General features: G+C 54.5%; 21 protein-coding genes. 18 read left to right on the top strand and 3 right to left on the bottom strand.

Features of this window, described 5'->3' with window-relative positions:
- The first annotated feature begins 284 nt into the window (after positions 1 to 284).
- The 6 genes from L0U79_RS03090 (at position 285) to L0U79_RS03065 (ending at position 5030) form a co-directional block, all read left to right on the top strand.
- The gene (locus tag L0U79_RS03090; protein ID WP_233840427.1) at positions 285 to 1343 is read left to right on the top strand and encodes an alpha/beta hydrolase; all 1059 of its coding nucleotides are present in this window, start codon (positions 285 to 287) and stop codon (positions 1341 to 1343) included.
- 337 nt (positions 1344 to 1680) lie between these two features.
- On the top strand, positions 1681 to 1926 hold the full coding sequence (locus tag L0U79_RS03085) for a hypothetical protein (RefSeq protein WP_233840426.1): 246 nt from the start codon (positions 1681 to 1683) through the stop codon (positions 1924 to 1926).
- Between the two features lie 54 nt (positions 1927 to 1980).
- Complete coding sequence (locus tag L0U79_RS03080; RefSeq protein ID WP_233840425.1) at positions 1981 to 2379, top strand: SseB family protein; 399 nt, start codon at positions 1981 to 1983, stop codon at positions 2377 to 2379.
- Positions 2380 to 2633: 254 nt separating this feature from the next.
- The gene (locus L0U79_RS03075; RefSeq protein ID WP_233840424.1) at positions 2634 to 3020 is read left to right on the top strand and encodes a hypothetical protein; all 387 of its coding nucleotides are present in this window, start codon (positions 2634 to 2636) and stop codon (positions 3018 to 3020) included.
- A gap of 333 nt (positions 3021 to 3353) precedes the next feature.
- Positions 3354 to 4361 (top strand): alpha/beta hydrolase, encoded by a 1008-nt coding sequence (locus L0U79_RS03070; protein ID WP_233843818.1) that lies wholly within the window; start codon positions 3354 to 3356, stop codon positions 4359 to 4361.
- A 222-nt stretch (positions 4362 to 4583) separates the two neighbouring features.
- Positions 4584 to 5030: a hypothetical protein gene (locus L0U79_RS03065; RefSeq protein WP_233840423.1), complete on the top strand. Its 447-nt coding sequence runs from the start codon at positions 4584 to 4586 to the stop codon at positions 5028 to 5030.
- A 137-nt stretch (positions 5031 to 5167) separates the two neighbouring features.
- Here L0U79_RS03065 and L0U79_RS03060 read toward each other — a convergent pair whose 3' ends face one another.
- The gene (locus tag L0U79_RS03060) at positions 5168 to 7153 is read right to left on the bottom strand and encodes a hypothetical protein (protein ID WP_233840422.1); all 1986 of its coding nucleotides are present in this window, start codon (positions 7151 to 7153) and stop codon (positions 5168 to 5170) included.
- A gap of 217 nt (positions 7154 to 7370) precedes the next feature.
- On the opposite strand from L0U79_RS03060, the gene L0U79_RS03055 reads away from it, so the two are divergent.
- The 8 genes from L0U79_RS03055 (at position 7371) to L0U79_RS03020 (ending at position 13158) form a co-directional block, all read left to right on the top strand.
- The gene (locus L0U79_RS03055) at positions 7371 to 7604 is read left to right on the top strand and encodes a hypothetical protein (RefSeq protein ID WP_233840421.1); all 234 of its coding nucleotides are present in this window, start codon (positions 7371 to 7373) and stop codon (positions 7602 to 7604) included.
- A gap of 194 nt (positions 7605 to 7798) precedes the next feature.
- Positions 7799 to 8434 carry a hypothetical protein gene (locus L0U79_RS03050; RefSeq protein ID WP_233840420.1) on the top strand — a complete coding sequence of 212 codons (636 nt, stop codon included), beginning with the start codon at positions 7799 to 7801 and terminating at the stop codon, positions 8432 to 8434.
- A gap of 216 nt (positions 8435 to 8650) precedes the next feature.
- The gene (locus tag L0U79_RS03045; protein WP_233840419.1) at positions 8651 to 9031 is read left to right on the top strand and encodes a hypothetical protein; all 381 of its coding nucleotides are present in this window, start codon (positions 8651 to 8653) and stop codon (positions 9029 to 9031) included.
- Between the two features lie 133 nt (positions 9032 to 9164).
- Complete coding sequence (locus tag L0U79_RS03040) at positions 9165 to 9674, top strand: hypothetical protein (RefSeq protein WP_233840418.1); 510 nt, start codon at positions 9165 to 9167, stop codon at positions 9672 to 9674.
- A gap of 767 nt (positions 9675 to 10441) precedes the next feature.
- Positions 10442 to 10798, top strand: coding sequence for a DUF6869 domain-containing protein (locus L0U79_RS03035; RefSeq protein ID WP_233840417.1), 357 nt, complete (start codon positions 10442 to 10444; stop codon positions 10796 to 10798).
- A 1093-nt stretch (positions 10799 to 11891) separates the two neighbouring features.
- Entirely contained in the window at positions 11892 to 12116 is a 225-nt protein-coding gene (locus L0U79_RS03030) for a hypothetical protein (RefSeq protein WP_233840416.1), read from the top strand.
- 80 nt (positions 12117 to 12196) lie between these two features.
- Complete coding sequence (locus L0U79_RS03025) at positions 12197 to 12589, top strand: hypothetical protein (protein ID WP_233840415.1); 393 nt, start codon at positions 12197 to 12199, stop codon at positions 12587 to 12589.
- A gap of 71 nt (positions 12590 to 12660) precedes the next feature.
- A complete protein-coding gene (locus L0U79_RS03020; RefSeq protein ID WP_233840414.1) occupies positions 12661 to 13158 on the top strand; it encodes a hypothetical protein in 498 nt (165 codons plus the stop codon).
- Positions 13159 to 13397: 239 nt separating this feature from the next.
- Here the strand turns inward: L0U79_RS03020 and L0U79_RS03015 are convergent, their stop codons facing one another.
- Positions 13398 to 14822, bottom strand: a complete 1425-nt coding sequence (locus L0U79_RS03015) for a PLP-dependent aminotransferase family protein (RefSeq protein ID WP_233840413.1) — start codon at positions 14820 to 14822, stop codon at positions 13398 to 13400.
- A 106-nt stretch (positions 14823 to 14928) separates the two neighbouring features.
- On the opposite strand from L0U79_RS03015, the gene L0U79_RS03010 reads away from it, so the two are divergent.
- On the top strand, positions 14929 to 15831 hold the full coding sequence (locus L0U79_RS03010; RefSeq protein ID WP_233840412.1) for a DMT family transporter: 903 nt from the start codon (positions 14929 to 14931) through the stop codon (positions 15829 to 15831).
- Positions 15816 to 16514, top strand: a complete 699-nt coding sequence (locus tag L0U79_RS03005) for a hypothetical protein (RefSeq protein WP_233840411.1) — start codon at positions 15816 to 15818, stop codon at positions 16512 to 16514. The genes L0U79_RS03010 and L0U79_RS03005 overlap by 16 nt, the downstream gene beginning before the upstream one ends.
- Positions 16515 to 16680: 166 nt before the next feature.
- On the opposite strand, the gene L0U79_RS03000 is transcribed toward L0U79_RS03005, so the two are convergent.
- Positions 16681 to 17040, bottom strand: coding sequence for a helix-turn-helix domain-containing protein (locus L0U79_RS03000; RefSeq protein WP_233840410.1), 360 nt, complete (start codon positions 17038 to 17040; stop codon positions 16681 to 16683).
- 91 nt (positions 17041 to 17131) lie between these two features.
- Between L0U79_RS03000 and L0U79_RS02995 the strand changes: the two genes are divergently transcribed.
- Both L0U79_RS02995 and L0U79_RS02990 read left to right on the top strand, forming a co-directional pair.
- Positions 17132 to 17443: an antibiotic biosynthesis monooxygenase family protein gene (locus L0U79_RS02995; RefSeq protein WP_233840409.1), complete on the top strand. Its 312-nt coding sequence runs from the start codon at positions 17132 to 17134 to the stop codon at positions 17441 to 17443.
- Positions 17440 to 17910 (top strand): group II truncated hemoglobin, encoded by a 471-nt coding sequence (locus L0U79_RS02990; protein WP_233840408.1) that lies wholly within the window; start codon positions 17440 to 17442, stop codon positions 17908 to 17910. Before L0U79_RS02995 ends, L0U79_RS02990 begins: the two co-directional genes overlap by 4 nt.
- The last annotated feature ends 43 nt before the right edge of the window (positions 17911 to 17953 follow it).

Here is a 17953-nt window from a genome sequence, read left to right as displayed (position 1 = left end):
GCGCGACTAGGGAAAGATTTGAGTTTGTTTGCGCCATCGTTACAGCAGCAGAAACCAGCTCGGAGCGAGCTAGTTCTTCGGTTCTTGATTGGGGGGAATTTCCCTCGGTTGAATGTGTATTAAGGCCCTCCATCAACCCAGAGCTGACCCTTTCAGAATTCTCGGCAGCGCCGAGTGCGTCGCCGATGGACTTCAGTAACCCGTAGCGGACACCGCGACGCTAAACGTTTTTCGAGTCATACGCATCAAAGCGCCTGTTGACGCCGGACGACAAGGACTTTCGCATGACGCATTTTCGTTTTCTTCTTGCCGCTCTATCGGTTTTTGGCACGTTAATAGGCTTCACGGCACGCGCAGATCCATCAGATTCGCTTCCGGCATCGGCATACACGCATCCGCAAGAACGTGTCGTCGTCGCACCCGGACGGCGACTCAATCTCTACTGTGTCGGAGAAGGGGCGCCGACCGTGCTCTTTGATTCGGGGATGGGTGACGGCACGTTGGGCTGGCGCACGGTGCAAGGGGAGATTGCAAAAACGACGCGCGCATGCACCTATGACCGCGCGAACTATTTTTTCAGCGACGTCGTCGAGCGGCGCGCGACAGCGCAAGCGGCAGTCGACGATTTGTTGGCGCTGATCGATAACGCCAATCTGGGTGATCGCGTGATCCTAGTTGGACATTCTCGCGGTGGATTGAATGTGCGGCTTTTCACCTACGAACACTCAAGTCGCGTTGCAGGTCTGGTCTTGGTAGACCCAACCGTCACAGAGAAGCTCTCACCAAAAACCACAGCGAATTACGTCCACAAGTACGAAAACTATCTCGCGCGAGGACAGCAATTGGAAAATTGCCGACGCGCAGCGCAGCAGCATGTTTTGAAACCGGATGGCGAGGACCTCTTGAAGTGTCTGGATACCATCGACAACCAACAAGATCCAAACGAACGGCTGCTGGCGCAAACCATCCGAAGCATGGAAGCGCACTCGATCTACCAGGCGACCCTTTTCTCGGAACGACAGAACTTGTTTTACCCCATCGATAGTGACGGGGACTCGACGGACGGTCGAAGTATCGCCCTGGCGGAGCACTCGCTCGGCGACCTGCCTCTGGCCGTGATTTCGGCCGACTGGTTCAAGTCGATCACATTCAAGGGCACGCCAACGCCCGAGCAACGATCGTTCCTGTCGTGGAATAGCGAGCAAATGCGCCATATAGCCGAGGAATCGACGCGAGGTCAGTTCATCCAAGTGCCGAGCCGGCACTACGTCCAGAAGGAACGGCCCGACGTGGTGGTTGCCGCTATCGAGCATGTCATCAACCTGTGCCGTGGACCTACCTAAACTGCGCTGAGAAACGGGCGGGTGGTTCAGCTAATCGAATAGGCTTAATGTCTGCTTTCGACTGCGATTTCAACCGGTCAACGCAACACCTCAACGGTAGCGCGTGTAAGGGGCTAGACGCCAAGCGCTTTTCCCGGCTGCCCATGGAATTGTCACCTTGTCGTATCTCACCTTAAATTTAGCCATTTCCAAGCGTCTGGCTACCTCTTGATGAACTCAGATCTAGGTGCCATCACAAAATGCGGCTGTTTTCTCACTCTTTAGGTGTTGCATTGACCCATTGAGACCGCAACCCAAAGCGGACATTGCAAGCTAGTTGAATGGAATGGAGTGTTTCATGTCCGGTTTTACAGTGGATTTTGTAAGCCCGATGGACTTCGAATACTTGGCCGCAGAAATCTCATACGACGCACAAGTGCTCTGTCGTGTGCGAAATGAGCGCTCGGATAGAGTGCTCGAAGTTGAGCTTTTCGTCGACGTTGTGAGAAAAGATAGGCCAACACAGTTGACTGTCCCGTTGCGCGATTTTATGGCACTTCTCGATGATGTCGGGAAAGAGGTTGCAGACTGTCGGGCTGATTAAGGTCCGCTTCCGACCCGAAGCAGTCATTTAAAAATATCAACGAGTAGTGACCTTATGCAGCCACAAGACTACCTAGTCGATACTTTGCAAAAATTGAGGAGCGACCCTTCTCGCGTTGTCGTTTTATATCAGCAGCTAGCTGAAGCTCAGTTTTGGGTTCTGGTTAAAGCAGGAACCGAGCATAATGTGGCAGCAATGCATTTTCTGAGCTACCCAGCAGATAACAAGGTGCATGAACTACCTTTATTCACTCACCGAGAGTTCGTACTGTCGCTAAATGCCCCTCAAGCAACTCTTGCCTTAGTACCAGGTCATCTGCTTTGGCCAAGACTTTTAGATATCATCAAAACTGGCCAATGCGAAGCCGCTGTTAATCCTGGTCAGACTCATGGAATTCGCCTGACGCGGGAAATGATTCTTGGCATGGTGGGCGGTCACATCGTCAAGTCGTAGTCGCTTCATTGCCGCTCGAATGTCCGCATTCGACCCATAGCAGACCTAATCGCGTTTGGAAAATTGACGGCAATCGACTGAAGATTGGCTATGGCGCCGATGAGGGAACGGCACTTATCAGTGCTTCTGCGTCCAGGCTAGTGATGCTTGATAATGACGGTACGGTTTCTACCTACGCAATCATGCGGCCGTAATGTCCACTGCCGATCCGAAGCGGGCGGAATGCAAATAGTCGGTCTCTAAGCGGATGGAGCATGACTGAGACAACCTTGACCATTGGTGCGATCGCCCTGGAGCTTGGCATTCCAGTCGGGTTGCTTATATTCATGGCGCTAAGGCCCCGAGTTCGACCAAGGGCCATCGTCATACTTGGAGCGCTCTTTCCCGCGCTGTGTTTGTACGGCGCGATAGCGGTTAGCTATCTTATTTCAAGGGAAAAGTCAGACATCTTTGCGTTCTATGCAATGTGGGTGATGACTTTCGCGCCCTATCTGGCGGTTGCATTGGGAGGGCTGGCACTCTCTTTTCTTCGAAGCCCCACGAATTATTGGGCCCGTTTCGGGCTGGGCGTGCTAACCACGCCAGCCGCATACATAGCATTCGTGTTGGTTGCCAAGGTCATCCCTTGGCGCGCAGCGTAATGCCCGCTTTCGACCCAAAGCGGAAACTTTTCCGCTAACAACATCAGGGATGTCCATCGGTCGCCTAAAGAGCGGTTAGGAGTTTGGAGAGGGAAGGATGGCTAGAAAATCCGCCTTCACCCTTGCACCGACAATCATGGCAATAGCTACCATGCCCTACGCTGATCCGATATTCGCGTGACTCCGGTTTCGCGTATCCATTTCATGAAATGAACCGCCCCGTTTTGCTCAAGTGACCCGAACGCCCTGAACTTCTTGCGCCGCTTCAAGTCTATGAAGCGGCCTGCCCGGCGCCCTGCTCGGGCCATCGACGGGAGACACACCTTGAACAGGATGTACCTGAAAGCGGGCGGCGCCTTTCTGTTGGCCGTGATAAATGGGCAGGCCACAGCCACCGACGCCACCACGCCGCAGCGCATGCCGGACAGCTATGCGCACGCGGCGAAGCTGATCGACCTTGGCCATGGCCACTACCTCAATCTGCGCTGTTCGGGCAGCGGGCCGCAGACCGTCATGCTGGAGGCTGGCGCGGTCGCCGATTCCTCCACATGGTTCAAGGTGCAGCCACTCATTGCAGCCCACGCGCGCGTCTGCGCGTACGACCGGGCCGGGTTCGGCTTTAGCAGCGAGGGGGCGATGCCGCGAGATCTCGACGCCGACGTGTCGGATCTGCACGCACTGATTCAGCGCGCCGGCCTTACGACGCCGCTGGTGATGGTGGGGCATTCGCTGGGCAGCAACATCGTTCGGCAATACGCGAGCAGCTATCCGGCGGACGTGAGCGCGATGGTCCTGCTTGATCCGCCCGCGCAGAACATCGGCCAGTTTGCCCCCGGCTGGCAGAAGGATGAGGACACCCTCTCGGTACAGCGGTTCGCGTTTCTTCGGCAGTGCGAGGCTGCCGCCGAAAAGCACGAACTGTCGTCCACCCATAAGGAACTGAGCCAGTGCCTCGGTGAGCCTGATCCGCACGCCAGCGCCAAGCTCAACGCGGCGAACCTGGCGCTCATGTCGAAGCCTGCGTACTGGCACACCGTGATATCGGTTCTGCAAAACAATCCCGTGGTGTTCAAGCCACCTGTGTCAAAGCAGGAGACGCACGGCTCGACGCCCCTGATCGTGCTGTCCGCCGCCAACACCTATGCCGATGCGCTGCCGCGTGACCGCAAAGGGCTGGAAGAAGCCCGGGCCCACACGCAGGCGCAGATCGTCGCCACCTCCTCCCGCGGCACGCTGGCGCACGTTCCAGATACCTCGCATGACATCCAGATCGATCAGCCGAATGCGGTGGCCAAGGCGGTTATGCAAGCCCTGGAAATGGCGCAGCAGTCACCGAGGTAGTACTGCCCAATCGAGGCTATGCACCACTGCCCGCAAATCCAGGGCTGAAAACAAGTAGCGTGTATACCGGGACAGTCCAGCACGCTTCTTGTGGCGATGCCCGGCGCGATCCAAAGCAAATAAAGTCAAACAAAGGCTTGCGTGATGGAAAGTAGCCGCCGCTACGGGACGCTTGGCAAAGGGGAGGAGTCCATATACAGACATTTGGGAAAAGGAATTGATATGACCGAAATTTACATTGACATGCGTACTTATCGGCGAGTGGCTTTCGGCGGATGTGCCTTTTCCGCGATAGGCGTAGTGGGCTCATTCACTTCTGGCAGCCATGCGGCAGCGCTATTTTTTTCAGCTCTTGTCTTGGGTTCTTTATATTTGGCCGCGGCTAGTGGTGCATACACAATTAGCGGCGAGTCTCTTTCCTACTCGTCCAAGCTTGGCAAGTGGCAAATTTCTTGGGGCGATATTTCATCCGCAGAATATTCTGCGATGGGTCCGTTATTGCTAATCGGTAATACCAAGCGGTTTGCGCTAGCCCCACCAGCGTGGTGGCCGCGATCATGCCGTGATGAGGCGGTTCGATATGTGGCACAGCAAATGAGTGCTCGAAGCATTGCTAAGAAAATTAGTCCAACCGCAGACTACAAATGGATGAAGAACACTCGTATTTGATTAATATGAAATGTCTGCTTTCGACCCAAAGCGGACACCTCAGAATCGCAACGACCCCATCCCAACCAGACAAATTCATTCGCTTAACCCGTCGGCGATAGTTTGTTGCTTCATTGCACCTAATGAAATGAGCGGAACTAGAACTTAGAAGGCGAATTTGGCGTCAATGGAAATACGCTTGGCAGGCGACCGCACCACGCAGAATACGATTCATCTTCAGGTGGTTTCGCCGAAGCGAGCAAATCACCGAGCTCAGTATTGTTTGGATAGACCGCTGCTAGGAGGGGCAGCAGTCTCGCCGAGTAACGTCCGGCACGAACCAAATCTCGCATCCGCTGGACAGCTGGGCGCTCAAATTCATCGACGATGGGTGATTTCATGCGACGCCCCTTGGCAAGGGCCGTGAAGTACATGAATTGGGCCGGCTCGTTGTCTGGAATTGACACGGCCAGGGTCTGCAGCCAACCGTAGATATTGCGCTCGCCATAAAGGGAATCTCGCGCGTTGGCGGAACAGGCCAAAGTCATAGCTAAGTACTGCCCTAGTGCACTCAGATATTCGTTCGTGCGCGTAGCGGGAAGCGCATAGATGGGGACCCTGGGCTCAATAGACGTTGAAGCAGCAACACCGATTGCTGCCAATACCTCGCCTGACATGATCATCAAGGAATGTCCGATCTCCTCGTCTTTGAAATGTCGCTCCACTCGTTTCAGGGTCGACAAATCACTTAGTTTTCTCAGTCGGCAGACGATTTTAAAACCGTCTTCAGATTGAGAAACTTCACCTTCGACGACGAGATCGAAGTCCCCCGCCATAAGTTCGAGTTGCTCGTCGTCTACTGCACCCCCGAACATCACCAGTCCATGGCCATCCGCGACTGGCAGGTTCAATGCGGCATTCAAATCGCTGCAAAAGATAAGTTGCTCAAGAATAAACAGAGGAAGCGCGCGCGATAATCTGCCTCGCTCGTCTTCCCGTCCGCTGCGAGCAACGTCTCCAGATAACTCATCGACTGCTGCCAATGGAAGTACAGCTACTCGTGGATGGTCGCGACCTCGAGACGGAGCAGCCCATTCCATTCCTTCCATGCCGAGCAACCAAGGCGGCAACTCCATCTGCAGGATGGAAATTTCAGGCGCCCGATTTAGAACTTTCGGCCCCTGCTTGATCATATCGTCGAATGTCTTCGCGAAGTCCTGTAAGTGGTTTGCAAAGGCCGGCTGTCCAAGGGCGAACAACCGCTCCAACAGCGCAGCCCCAGTCGAAGCGTCACCGAGATCCACATACGCTTGCAGCAAGTTATAGCCGACTCGGATGTCATCACGGTGTTCGTCATAGATTGGAGCGACGCGCTGGACCAAATCGTTGAGCAGACCCTGCCGACCGAGTTCACCGCTCACGACCAGCATTACGTCCGCGCCGTGCGGCGCTTGGTTCAATGCTTGATCGAACCAAACCAATCCGTCTTTTTGTTGACCTGCGTTGATAGCGAGTTGCCCCAACAATAGTTGTGGCCTCCAAGCATCGGGGCGTTGAGCTAAGCCACTCAGGAACGCGCGTGCCGCATCTGCTCCTGAGGCTTCAGTAATTTCGGCCACTCGCCAATTAAGGCCATTGTCTTGATTGGGATCAAGCTCGAGGGAATGATCCAATGTGGACATGGCTAACGCATGATTTCCTTCTGCGCTAATGACCTTGGCTTGATTGGTTACGAGAACCCCCGTTTCACCGACCTTCAATATGGCTTGACGGAGAGTTGCTCCCGCATCTCTGGCTCGCCCAAGCCTTAACTGTACGATAGCCCGCGTAACGAAACCTCGTTCGACGACTGGATCAATTTCCATCAGCCTGGCGCTGGCTTGGTCGACATCGAGAGCCAAATCATCCCTAAGAGCTGAGATGACTAAGGAATAGAGCCCTTCGGGCTCGTTCCACTTGGCTTCGAGGTTAGGTTTCAGGACGTCGCGTCGCCATTGTTCGAGCGGTATTTGAAACGAGCGGCCATAGGCATCGACGACATCCACCAAGCGAGGCGTCGTCGTCGGTTCCATCTCATTTGTCGGTTTGAACGTTGGGGAAGGTGTAACGAGCGCCTTCTTGCGCTTCCTGAAAAAATCAAACATCTCTATCGTCCTGTCCGGATGCTTTGTGGCGGCACCCAAGCAATATAAACCCTTTGACGGCGTACTACCTCATGGTCGACTAAATGGAAACTCTGCGCCTATATACTTCATTATGAAACGATATTAGCTAATGTCTGCTTTCGACCCGAAGCGGACCTTAGAGATAATTGGGTGTAGGCGAGTATTGCGGTCGCGAAATCGGCTAGTGAGATGGTGCGTGGAACATCGTAGTGCTCGAAAAGCTCGCTTGCTCGTAAATATTCCTCCTGAACGAGTAGATGGAACCGTGGGGGAAGGCAAGCAGGCCAAGGCTGGCGATATCGTGGAACTCGATCAAGGATTTACCGGCTCAAATGGGGAGCCTATGGGCCTGGTTGTTTGCCGCAATGTGGACGGAAGCATTCGTTGGGCTGGTGACGTGCTCGACTCGGAGATCGAAGTACTGCAATGACCTTTCTGCGATGGCTAACCATTCCTGACGCAGATGTGCGTGCCTACCGAGGCGCGTCCGCTTCCGACCCAAAGCTGACATTGGCCAACCTAGAAGTAGTCGACCATATGGGATATGTGCGAATTTTGTTGGGTGCGTCGAAGATTAGAGTGCTCTGCCCGCGACTGATACAAGGACTATTGGTAGTGCTTCTCATGTCCGGCTTGGGCTGGAGCAACCCATCACGCGCACAAACTACTGCGGCGCAGGTCTTGCCCGCTGAATCCAAGGCAGTTCGGGTGCGGATAGTTAACTACAAGCAATCGAAGGTGTATGAGGCGATAGTGCCGGACGGTCCCGCAAAATTGTTGGAAGCAAATCCTGTTGACGCGCAACGCGATCCAATTGGAGAGTTGGTTGCACATTTAATGGAGAAGCGCGTTGCCCTCCAGCGCGCGGCAGCGACGCTGCCTAGCCAAGGGAGATGGTTAAGATGGGCGTGCTTCAGTCCAGATCACCAATTCGTATTAGCTGGAATGCAAGATCAGGCAACTACTGCTGTTACCGAGGCCGCCGTGTATAAGGTGTCGGACATGTCGGTAATAATGAGCATCGATTCTGGCCGCATTATTCAAGATTTTAAGTGGTCTGAAGATTCGAAATCTCTAGTGGTCCTTGAGTCGTCCGAGCACATGAGCAAATCGCCCTGGGGTTTACTCGCAGCACTCTCCGGTCACCCGATTGAACTTCAAACCTATTTCTTAAGAACTGTGCTTGTCGAATCGAGAGCAAATTCGAGCTTAGAGATTACCGACAACATTGAGAATGGAGAGGCTGAGTTAGCTCGGTAACAAACTAGGGGAAAAATGGGCGCCATTTCGCCATCGAGCGGTTCCTGGTTTTGCTCGATGCCCTGAAGACATTGGAGAAAGATCCATTGACTGCGGGAAGACGTCCGCTTTCGACCCTAGGTGGACGCTAAATGGTTATGCAAAAACTCAAGCCATTGACACGTTGCAATTCGATAAAATGCCCTGTGACTCGTTTTCCAAGGAATAAGGATCAGCATGAAAATCTCGCACCCCACTCGCATCGTCGTTGCTCTAGCCATGGGCATGACTAGTTACCAATACAGTCCTCTCGCGCTTTCGTCCGAAGGTGGCATCTTTAATGTCGGTCAAACCGTCTATGCGAAACGCGCAACCATTGCATGCAATTCAAAGGAAGAACTACAACGGGCGCAAGATATTGCCAAGAATGGCGATAAGGGTTCGTTTTTCGCCTACCTCAACGGGCACTGTGGCGCTTTCGATAAGGTCGAAGCAATGAAAGTCCTTAAAGTCGAAGCAGGTGCCGATGACCCCATCGTCGTGGTCACGGACCTGGATGATCCATCTGCTCCCGCCAAACTTTGGATGGTTAGTTCGTCGCTTTCATTTAATAGATGAGCTTCTGCTGACGACGGCGTGAGCATGACCTTTGACCAGTGTCGAGCACTACGATAGGAGTGCCTACTTTCGACCCAAAGCTGACATATGAGAGGCCCCTGGCAAGGAAGGCTTTTATCTAGTTGGAGGCGACTTGATCCTTCGGAAGATCATTTTTATATGCGTACTCGCTTTGGTGCCGATGACGTGCCTATCGGCTGATGAGCCTCACGCCATCAGCCCTTCATTTCAGATCTGCATTCGAGATCCATCTCAATACAAGTTCACCTTCGTGGTAGGTATCGACGGAATCATGGGAACCATCCGTAGAAGTAGGCATGTGGTGACCTACGAGATCAGTCGCTACCCGGGACCTGATAGGTTTGAAGGTGATTTCAAACAATGGAAGGCTGTTGAAACAAAGGAATTGCCAGCAACGATGTCGCTTGTTGGCGAATACGTCAACCACGCTCCGCGCGAAGAAAGACTCTATGGCTTCACTGCGGGTACCGTCCACGACGCGGTAACGAGCTATGTCGACAGGATCTACATAAAGCTGTGGGCAGATTCGAGGGAGGACGCGGTCGAACTCCTGCCTCGGGTCGGGGCTGCGCTATATCGCTGCGCAAAAGGCTCTCGCCCCATTCGCGAAGGTATTCCGTAGTGTCCCTTTCGACCCAGGGCGGACAGTCTTAGCAGAAGTGATCTTGGTGCAGTCATCTGCTTCATGAGGCATATAGACAGTGAAAAAGTTGCGGCTCGTCATGGAAGGTTTCTTAGTCACAGGAATTGCGTTTGCGACAACTGCGCTTTTATATAGCGATTGGCTTCAGGCCAATATGACCGAAAGCGTAAGGCTGGTCACGGGGTTGCTCACGGCTCCAGCGGTTATCTTGGGGTATGCATTTGGTGGGGTTCACAGCGCTGGTCGAGGTAGTTTTACCGTCGGACTGATCGTTCAACTTTTAGCTATCTGGTCAATGCTGCGCCTTGTTCTGGGGGCTAGAGCTAAAAGTAAGCAAAGAAATTAAGAAAACTTTAGTGCAGCTTTATAGGGCCGCTAGTTCCCATGCGTGCCCGCTTTCGACCCGAAGCGGGCATTGCCGAGACACCAATTCAGGGGACGTATGCGTTCATTGCTTTTGACCGGAATGCTCTTCGCCAGCGGCGTTACCGCAGCTTCACCATGCGACTTGGTTAGGCGTGACTTCTCGGAATCGCAGAGGATCGAATGGGCCAGTGCAATCGCAAGGCAGCTCAACGTACAGTGTGTAACGATTCTCCAAGCCTTCGAGCTAAGCGGCTGGAAGATTGTTTACGTCGATACTCCAAGCGCTGATCCGCCTTCCTATATCTTCCAAGAGAGGGCTTTGTCGAATGAGGTGCTCCCAGTCCGAACTGGTCTCATCGTGGTTGGCCCTCCAATACACAATGCTTGACTCTACCGAACACGAGCAGCTGTTCTGGGCGTTCGAAGAAGTTGATGAGCTTTGCCGTAGCTCTCCAGATGAGGCTTGGGCTTTTATTGTTGCCGCATGGAACATGGACAAGTCGCAGGCTGTTGCTGAGAACCTATCTGCTGGTCCGCTGGAGGATCTGTTGGCGACGCATGGAGAGTACGTCATCGACCGAGTGGAGGCCCATGCTGCCGCCGATCCAAGTTTTGCCTTCTTGTTAGGTGGAGTTTGGCGAAACGTGATGACCGAAGACGTTTGGTCTCGGGTGGAGAGGGTACGCGATCGCCGTGGTTGGGATGGGTTGCCGTTTCCTGCTAGCCAGGGGCTGTAGAGCTATAGTCAACTTTCGACCCTAAGCTGACACCGCCGAGTAGGAAAAACTACGAGAATAAGGAGGCTGTGGATATGCGCAAAGATACGCAATGTTTGTGTTTTCTATTCTTAGCTCTCGGAACGGCGCTAGATTCATCTTCTATGGACCACGGGTTCATTATGTCGCCGGACCAAGCGGAACTGGTTCTTAAACAATGCTCCCGTTCAACGCCTAGGGATGTTGATGGCGCGTGGACGGTTTCGCCGACTTTAGTGGCGCAATTGGAACTTGATCTCAGCAAGCTATCCGAACTGAAATCACAACAATGCTGCGTATCAGGGGTATCGGTACAAAATCCTGGCTCGTACCTCAGACAATATGTCGGAGTGACGATACGAGGTAGAAAATACGTTTATATAAACGCCTTTCGAGATCAGAGATCGCCTCGAAGTAACGAAAATTGGGATGCGTTAATGCACAAGCCAGTTGTCGTGTGTGACGGCGGCGATTCGTTTTGGGGAGCACTTTATGATCCCAAAACCCGGCAATTCTCCGAGGTGGCTCTCAACGGTGTGGGATAAATGGGATGTCCGCTTCCAACTCAAAGCGACCGTTCCGCGCGAGGAAAGAGCGGAAGGATGATTTAATGGAATTAAGGACGGATGTCTGGGAGCGAGTAATGGGGTTCGCATCCCTCCTTGCGGACGAACACCGGGGCGACCGGTATTGGGTGCACTACAACGCGCTAAGAGACTACTGTGAAGCACAGAGCTTAGATGGGTACGACCACCCGTTTCTGTGGGAGAGTCTCGGGGACTTTACAATTGATGATAACGCGGCGATACCGCTGTATCTCCGGGCTCTCGACGCCGCGACGTCTGAGGATGCTCGGGACTACCGCGTATCGGCGCGATTAGCATTGGCTGAGCGTTATAGGAGCAAAGGTCAGGAAGACTTGGCCCGCCAATACGCCATTGCCGCAGATGATGAAGCCCACGGGCTCAGTGACTTGGAACTCCGGCGAGAGATAAGCAAGTTTCTACTTTCACAAGGTTAGGAAGCCCCTTTTGATTCGAAGTGGACAGTTGGAAGATCACACAGTGGGGCCAACATGAAGTTGTTTGGTTACGAAGAAGGGAAAGATCAGCAAGCGCGGCTTATGGAGCTTTCGGAGGTCAGTATCTTGACTGACTCGGCCGAATTAAGAGCTGTTGCGAGGGTTCTTGAGCAGCTGGCGGCCGAGATGGAGAGCGACAACTTCGATCATGTGCATCTTGAAGATCGGCTTAAGTGCCTAAGCGATGGTCCGCATCTGGTCGTAGTTAAGGCTACATAGATGACACTGGAGTGTCCGCTTTCGACGGCGGCCGCCACCCGAAGCGGACATTTGGAATGTAAGCAACAAGGATTGAGCTAATGAATTTGGTCGTGCTTAGGATTGAGGGATCGTCCGGCTATGTCGATGGAATCCACCAGGTGTTAGGCATCGATCCGACCGGATCGTGGCGTACGGGTGAAACATCTTCACGCGGCGGCGCATACACGACATTCGGACATACTTTTGACCTAGCTGACGTCGAAAGCCCGGTGGAAATGATGGAGATGGTCACCGGATTCCTGACTCACTGCGTGGAACGAAGCGCAAATTTCGCCGCTAGTGATGGCTTCGCGGAACTATCGATAGCTTTCACGGTGGGAACGCAGGAGCAGTTTGCAGCCTCCGTGGACCTGCCAGTGGAAACGCTTGCAACACTGGGGAGATTGGGGATAAGTCTGTCGATCAACAGCTATCCGACGACCGACGACTAAGGTCCGCTCCCGACCCAAAGCAGACATTAAGTCAGTCGCCGGATGGAACATTTGCCGCAAGGAGCTTTACGGTGCGACGCATCACCCGGGCATTTCAACCAGCAGCGATCTTCTTTGTTGGTCTACTTTGTATCCACTTGGCGTCCGATTGCTTCGCTCAAGCCAATTCGTCAGAGCAACGGCATCTGCCGAAAGGAACGTGGATACTTAGGTCTATCTACTGGACACCAAACATTCAAGGTCCAACTCTTTCGCAGCAAAATAAACTGCTAAATACCAGTGTTATCTTGAGTGACGATGAAATAAAGGCTTGCGGAGTATCAACGCCGATCAATTCCATAGAGGTCAATCACATCTCTTCGGACGACTTTCTGGCCAATACACGCGTACGGTTCAACTGGGTTGGGATTGATACTCCGATCGTGACTGAAATCGTCATAAACCACGCGAGTTCGGGCAATTGCTTCGGAGCATTTCCGATCCCCGGCCAGGACGTCTACGTCAAAAGCAGAGACGAGTTGCTTATCGACTTCGAAGGTGTCTTTTATCGTGCAGTGAGAGTGAAATAGGGAAGTCAGCGGGTCTGTGTATGCTTCCGACCCAAAGCGGACCTTAGACTAAAGGTGATTCCTACAAAGAAAGGCAACGCTTTCAAGGGGAACAAAAGCCCACTGCGCCTTTGTAATTTCTAAAGCTATCACTTCGTTCGACGGTCGCTTGTCGTCGCTCAACTCCAGCGTCAGGGAACTCTGAAGATTGCCTCTCGGCGTGAGTTATTAAGTGATTTAATGCCGCGAACCTCAAACTTCTACGGACCGGTACCTGTCGACTGGTTGATCTTTCCCGCCAAATTCCCCAGTTCCTTCATGGCCCGGTCCAGTCGCTCATTCCACACTAATCCGCAGCTAAGCCTCACATAATCGACATAATCGCCTCGGCTGGAAAACAGCACACCCGGCGACGTTCTAATACCCTTCGATAACGCCAGCGTGGACAATGCACGGCTATCGCCGCGCGCGGGCAGTTGCACCCATAGCGACAAACCTCCTTGTGGCTCGCATGCGCGTGTATCGGCGGGCCAGTAGCGTGCGATGGATTCAAAGAGGCGTTGCCCATTGTCCGCCAACGTTCGGCGCAGCCGGCGAAGATGCCGCTCTAGATCGTGGCGTTCCAAATAATCCGACATAGCCAGTTGCGTGAGGCTTGTGCCTCCCACCGTGGAGAAAAATTTGGCGCGCACCAATGCATCTGTCCATTGGTTGGCCGCGAGCCAACCAAGGCGCAAACCGGGCGCTAGGATTTTGGAGAACGAACCACAGCTAATCACCATGCCCCGTTTGTCCCACCGTCGAAGTAGCGATGGGCGCTGCCCAGACCACGCCAGTTCACCATAGATATCGTCTTCGATGACGATGACGCCGTGCCGTGTGCAGCTGTCCACCAAGGCTTGCTTGTCGGCATCGCTCGTTAGGCTACCCAGCGGATTGTTGAAATTGGGTACCAAAACGGCCGCGCGCACCGTGTTCTGTTGCAGCAGTTGGTCGAGGCGAACCACGTCGATACCTTTGCCAGGCACGTTCGGAACTTCCAGCACCTTTAGATGCAAAGCGGCGACTGCCTGAAGAATTCCGTGGTAGGTCGGCGTTTCCACCAGCACGGTGTCACCGGGCGAACAAATGGCACGCAACGCCAGGTTGATGGCTTCCATCGCGCCTGCGGTGATGACGATTTCTTCCGGCGACACCGGCGCACCTACTTGGACAAAACGTTGCGCTATGAGACGTCGCAACGCCAAGTGACCTTGTGCCGGAGCGTATTCGAGCACCGCTGAGGGTGTGCGGCGAAGGCAACGCGACACCGATGCCATGAGTGCTGCTTGAGGCAGCAACTCAAGGGCCGGCGTCGCGCTATGCAATGCAAGCAAGTCGCCGCGCGCACGTATTTCCGTGGCATCAAGCAGTGCGGGGTTGTTGACTTCGCTCGGCACACGCCGTCTTGCAGGTGGGGAGACCGGCTGTTGCGGTGTCGATGCACGCACGAAATAGCCCGAACGCGGCCGAGCTACCACAACGCCTTCGCGCTCCAGTTGCAGGTACGTCTGAACGGCAGTGGCCACGCTAACGCCGTGCCCCTCCGCCAAGCGCCGGATCGATGGCAGGCGCTCGCCGGCGCGCAGCGTACCGCGAGCGATTTGCACACGCAGTGCCTCGGCAACACGTTCGTAGAGAAGCATGGAAGGCGATCCATCTGTACTTGTCTACTTTGATTCTATCTGAATCTGTATCTGTCGAAATCCGGGGCTTACGCTGCCCTTCTTCGCCCTGGAAGCCCAATTCACCATGCTCCCCTCATCCCGGCCCAACGGCACGCGCGATGCCGTCTTGCAACTGGTGCTTGCCGAATGCTTGATCGGCTCGGTGGGCGTATTCGTGCATGAAAGCCACCAAGACGTGATTACGGCAGTGTTCTATCGCTGCCTGTTCGGCGGCCTGTTTTTGCTTGGTTGGGGGTTAGCCAAAGGTTACTTGCGAGGACTGTGGCGCGAGCGCGCGTTACTCCGCGGGGCGGTGCTGAGCGGGGTGTTGCTGGTGCTCAATTGGGTGGCCCTTTTTGCAGGCATGGCGCGATCGTCCATCGGCGTTGCCACGTTGGTTTATCAATGCTTCCCGTTCGTGATGCTGATTTTGGCCACGTTCGTGCAAGGCGAACGCACACATCCAGCGGACCTGGCATGGACGGTTCTTGGTTTTGTTGGAGTGATCTGCACCAGCGATCCTGTTCGCTTGTTTTTGCACGCTGAACAGAGCTATCTCATCGGTGTTGGATTGGCGTTCCTCGCCGCACTGCTTTGCGGCGTGTCGATGTTGATGTCACGCCAAATTGGTAAGGAACGCCCATTCGCCCTGGTCATGATTCAGTGCTGGGTTGGTGTCGCCATGCTCGTCGGGTTCAGCAGCAGTAGCGTGTTTCATCCGGGGTTCCATTGGGTGTGGCTACTGGGTCTTGGCGTGATCCACAGCGGCATTGTGTATGTGTTGTTTTATTCCACTTACTCGCGGCTGCCCGTGGTGACCATCGCGGTGGTGTCGTTTATCTATCCCATGGTGGCGCTGCTATTGGATTACCTGCTGTACGGACATCGCCTGGTCCCGGTTCAGATGGCAGGAATTGCGCTCATCGTGCTTGGCACGCTGGGCGTGAATCTGAAGTGGCGACCGAATTTTGTATGGCGAACGACGTAACCGAATCGGCGTTGCGCTGCTTACACGCCAAATTATCAACATCACGCAAGGACTACCGAATGATTCGCTACACACTTGGCCTCGTTGCGGCCGTGACGCTGCTGTCTGCGACAAGTGTCATGGCGAGCACATTTCCACCAGGCATTCCTCAGCTTGATAGAAATGAAGAAATCACCATGGCGCTTAGCGCGGCTCCTCAGGAACTACGAGCTGATGCTGGTATTTACGTGCTCGAGCGCTCCGGTTTCGTTTTGGCTCGTGCAAGTCATAACGGATTTAATTGCCTCGTCGAGCGCGACATTCAAGTGACTGCTCCCGTCTGTTACGACACCGAGGGCTCGCGCACAAGTCTCTTAGCGAGTCTGGAACGAGCACGAATCATGATGCGTGGCGTTGATGGTGCAAGCATTGACCGCATGATCGACGCAGAGTACCAGGCGGGACGTTTGCGAGCGCCCACAAAGCCCGGCATTGCTTACATGCTCTCCCATGACTTTGTGCGACTCGATCCGAAAACGGGAAAAGCAAAGGCCTTATTTCCGCCGCATGTCATGGTCTACGCGCCGTACTTGCGCAACGAAGATATCGGCGTTTCAAAGGAATTGGTTCGGAGCACCACACATGTATGGGTGGAAGCTCCTGGCAAACCCGACGCATGTCTGGTCTTTACAGCCGCGCATTGAGTCCGCTCGGCATAATCTTGCGCGGCCGGTAAAGGTTAGAGCGCGTTTTCAGGACAGTGCGCTCTGATTGCAAGCACGGCCCTCGAGTTCGGTCGGGGTAAGTCACGAGGAAGCGACATCGTGCGCAGGGCGGGTGTTCGCTTTCGGCCCATAGCAAACCTAGCGATCAATCACCTTCGCCAGAACCGCCATACTCCACCCCCAGCGCACGATGATGCGCCTTGCCCCAGTTCGCCAATGCATTGAGCGCCGGCCTCAGGCTGCGGCCGAACTCGGTAAGTTGGTAATCCATGCGCTGCCCGCGCGCATCGAGTGTTACGCGGCGAATCAATCCGTCTATCTCCAGTTGCCGCAATTGTTGGCTGAGCATCTTGTGCGTCACTTTCGGTATGGCGGCCTGAAAATCGCTGAAGCGTTGGCGGCGGGTCGACAGCAGCCACAGAATCATCGGCTTCCACTTGCCGTGGATCAGGCTCAGCGTCACGTCGACGGGACAAACAAAAGTCTTGCGCTGGGAATGGCTCATGGGTCGGTCGGTAACCTTTTGGTGCGTATCAATCCGGACGGGGGCGTGTGCAGAATTGGACGCTATCACAACGTCTCCGAAAGGGCCGCACATGATCGTCGAGTACATCCGCTACACGATTCCGTCGGCACAGGCCGATCGATTTGAACTGGATTACGCCGAAGCCGCGCGCAGTCTGGATGCCTCCACGCACTGCCTCGGCTACGAGCTGACGCGGTGCCTGAATGAGTCGAGTAGCTACATCTTGCGTATCGAATGGACCTCCGAAGAAGGTCACATGCAGGGATTCCGCCGTAGTGTCGAATTTGGCGCGTTCTTCGCCGCGATAAAGCCCTACGTGGACATGATTGAGGAAATGCGTCACTACCAGTTGACGACCGTGCAGCGCAAGAAAACATCATGAGCGAGAACGCAATTCCAAGTCTTTGTGAGTGGGCCGGCGGTTCGTCTGCGTTCGAGCGCCTTACTGAAATCTTCTACCGGCGTGTGTCGGATGATCCACTGCTGGCGCCTCTGTTTGCGCGCATGGATACGCATCATCCCCATTTCGTTGCGCTGTTTCTCGCCGAAGTATTCGGCGGTCCGGCTCACTACAGCGAACAACGTGGCGGTCATCGCGCGATGCTGGCGAAGCATGTGGGGCGACATTTGAGCGAAGCGCAACGTGCACGCTGGATGGCCCTGCTGCTGGAGTGCGCCGACGCCGCAGGTCTACCTGACGACCCGGAATTCCGCTCCGCCTTCGTCGGCTACGTGGAGTGGGGCACGCGGTTGGCTGTGTTGAACTCACAGCTCGAACAATTGCCTGACGAGCACGCGCCCATGCCTCGTTGGGGCTGGGGCGAAACCGGCGGGCCATACCGAGGTTGAAACTGGACGATCGGATCGCGCTCATTCCACGCACTTTGATCGA

The organism is Dyella sp. 2HG41-7, assembly GCF_021390675.1.
In the GTDB taxonomy this organism is placed as follows: Bacteria; Pseudomonadota; Gammaproteobacteria; order Xanthomonadales; family Rhodanobacteraceae; genus Dyella_B.
This window is presented reverse-complemented; position numbering and strand designations above follow the sequence as displayed.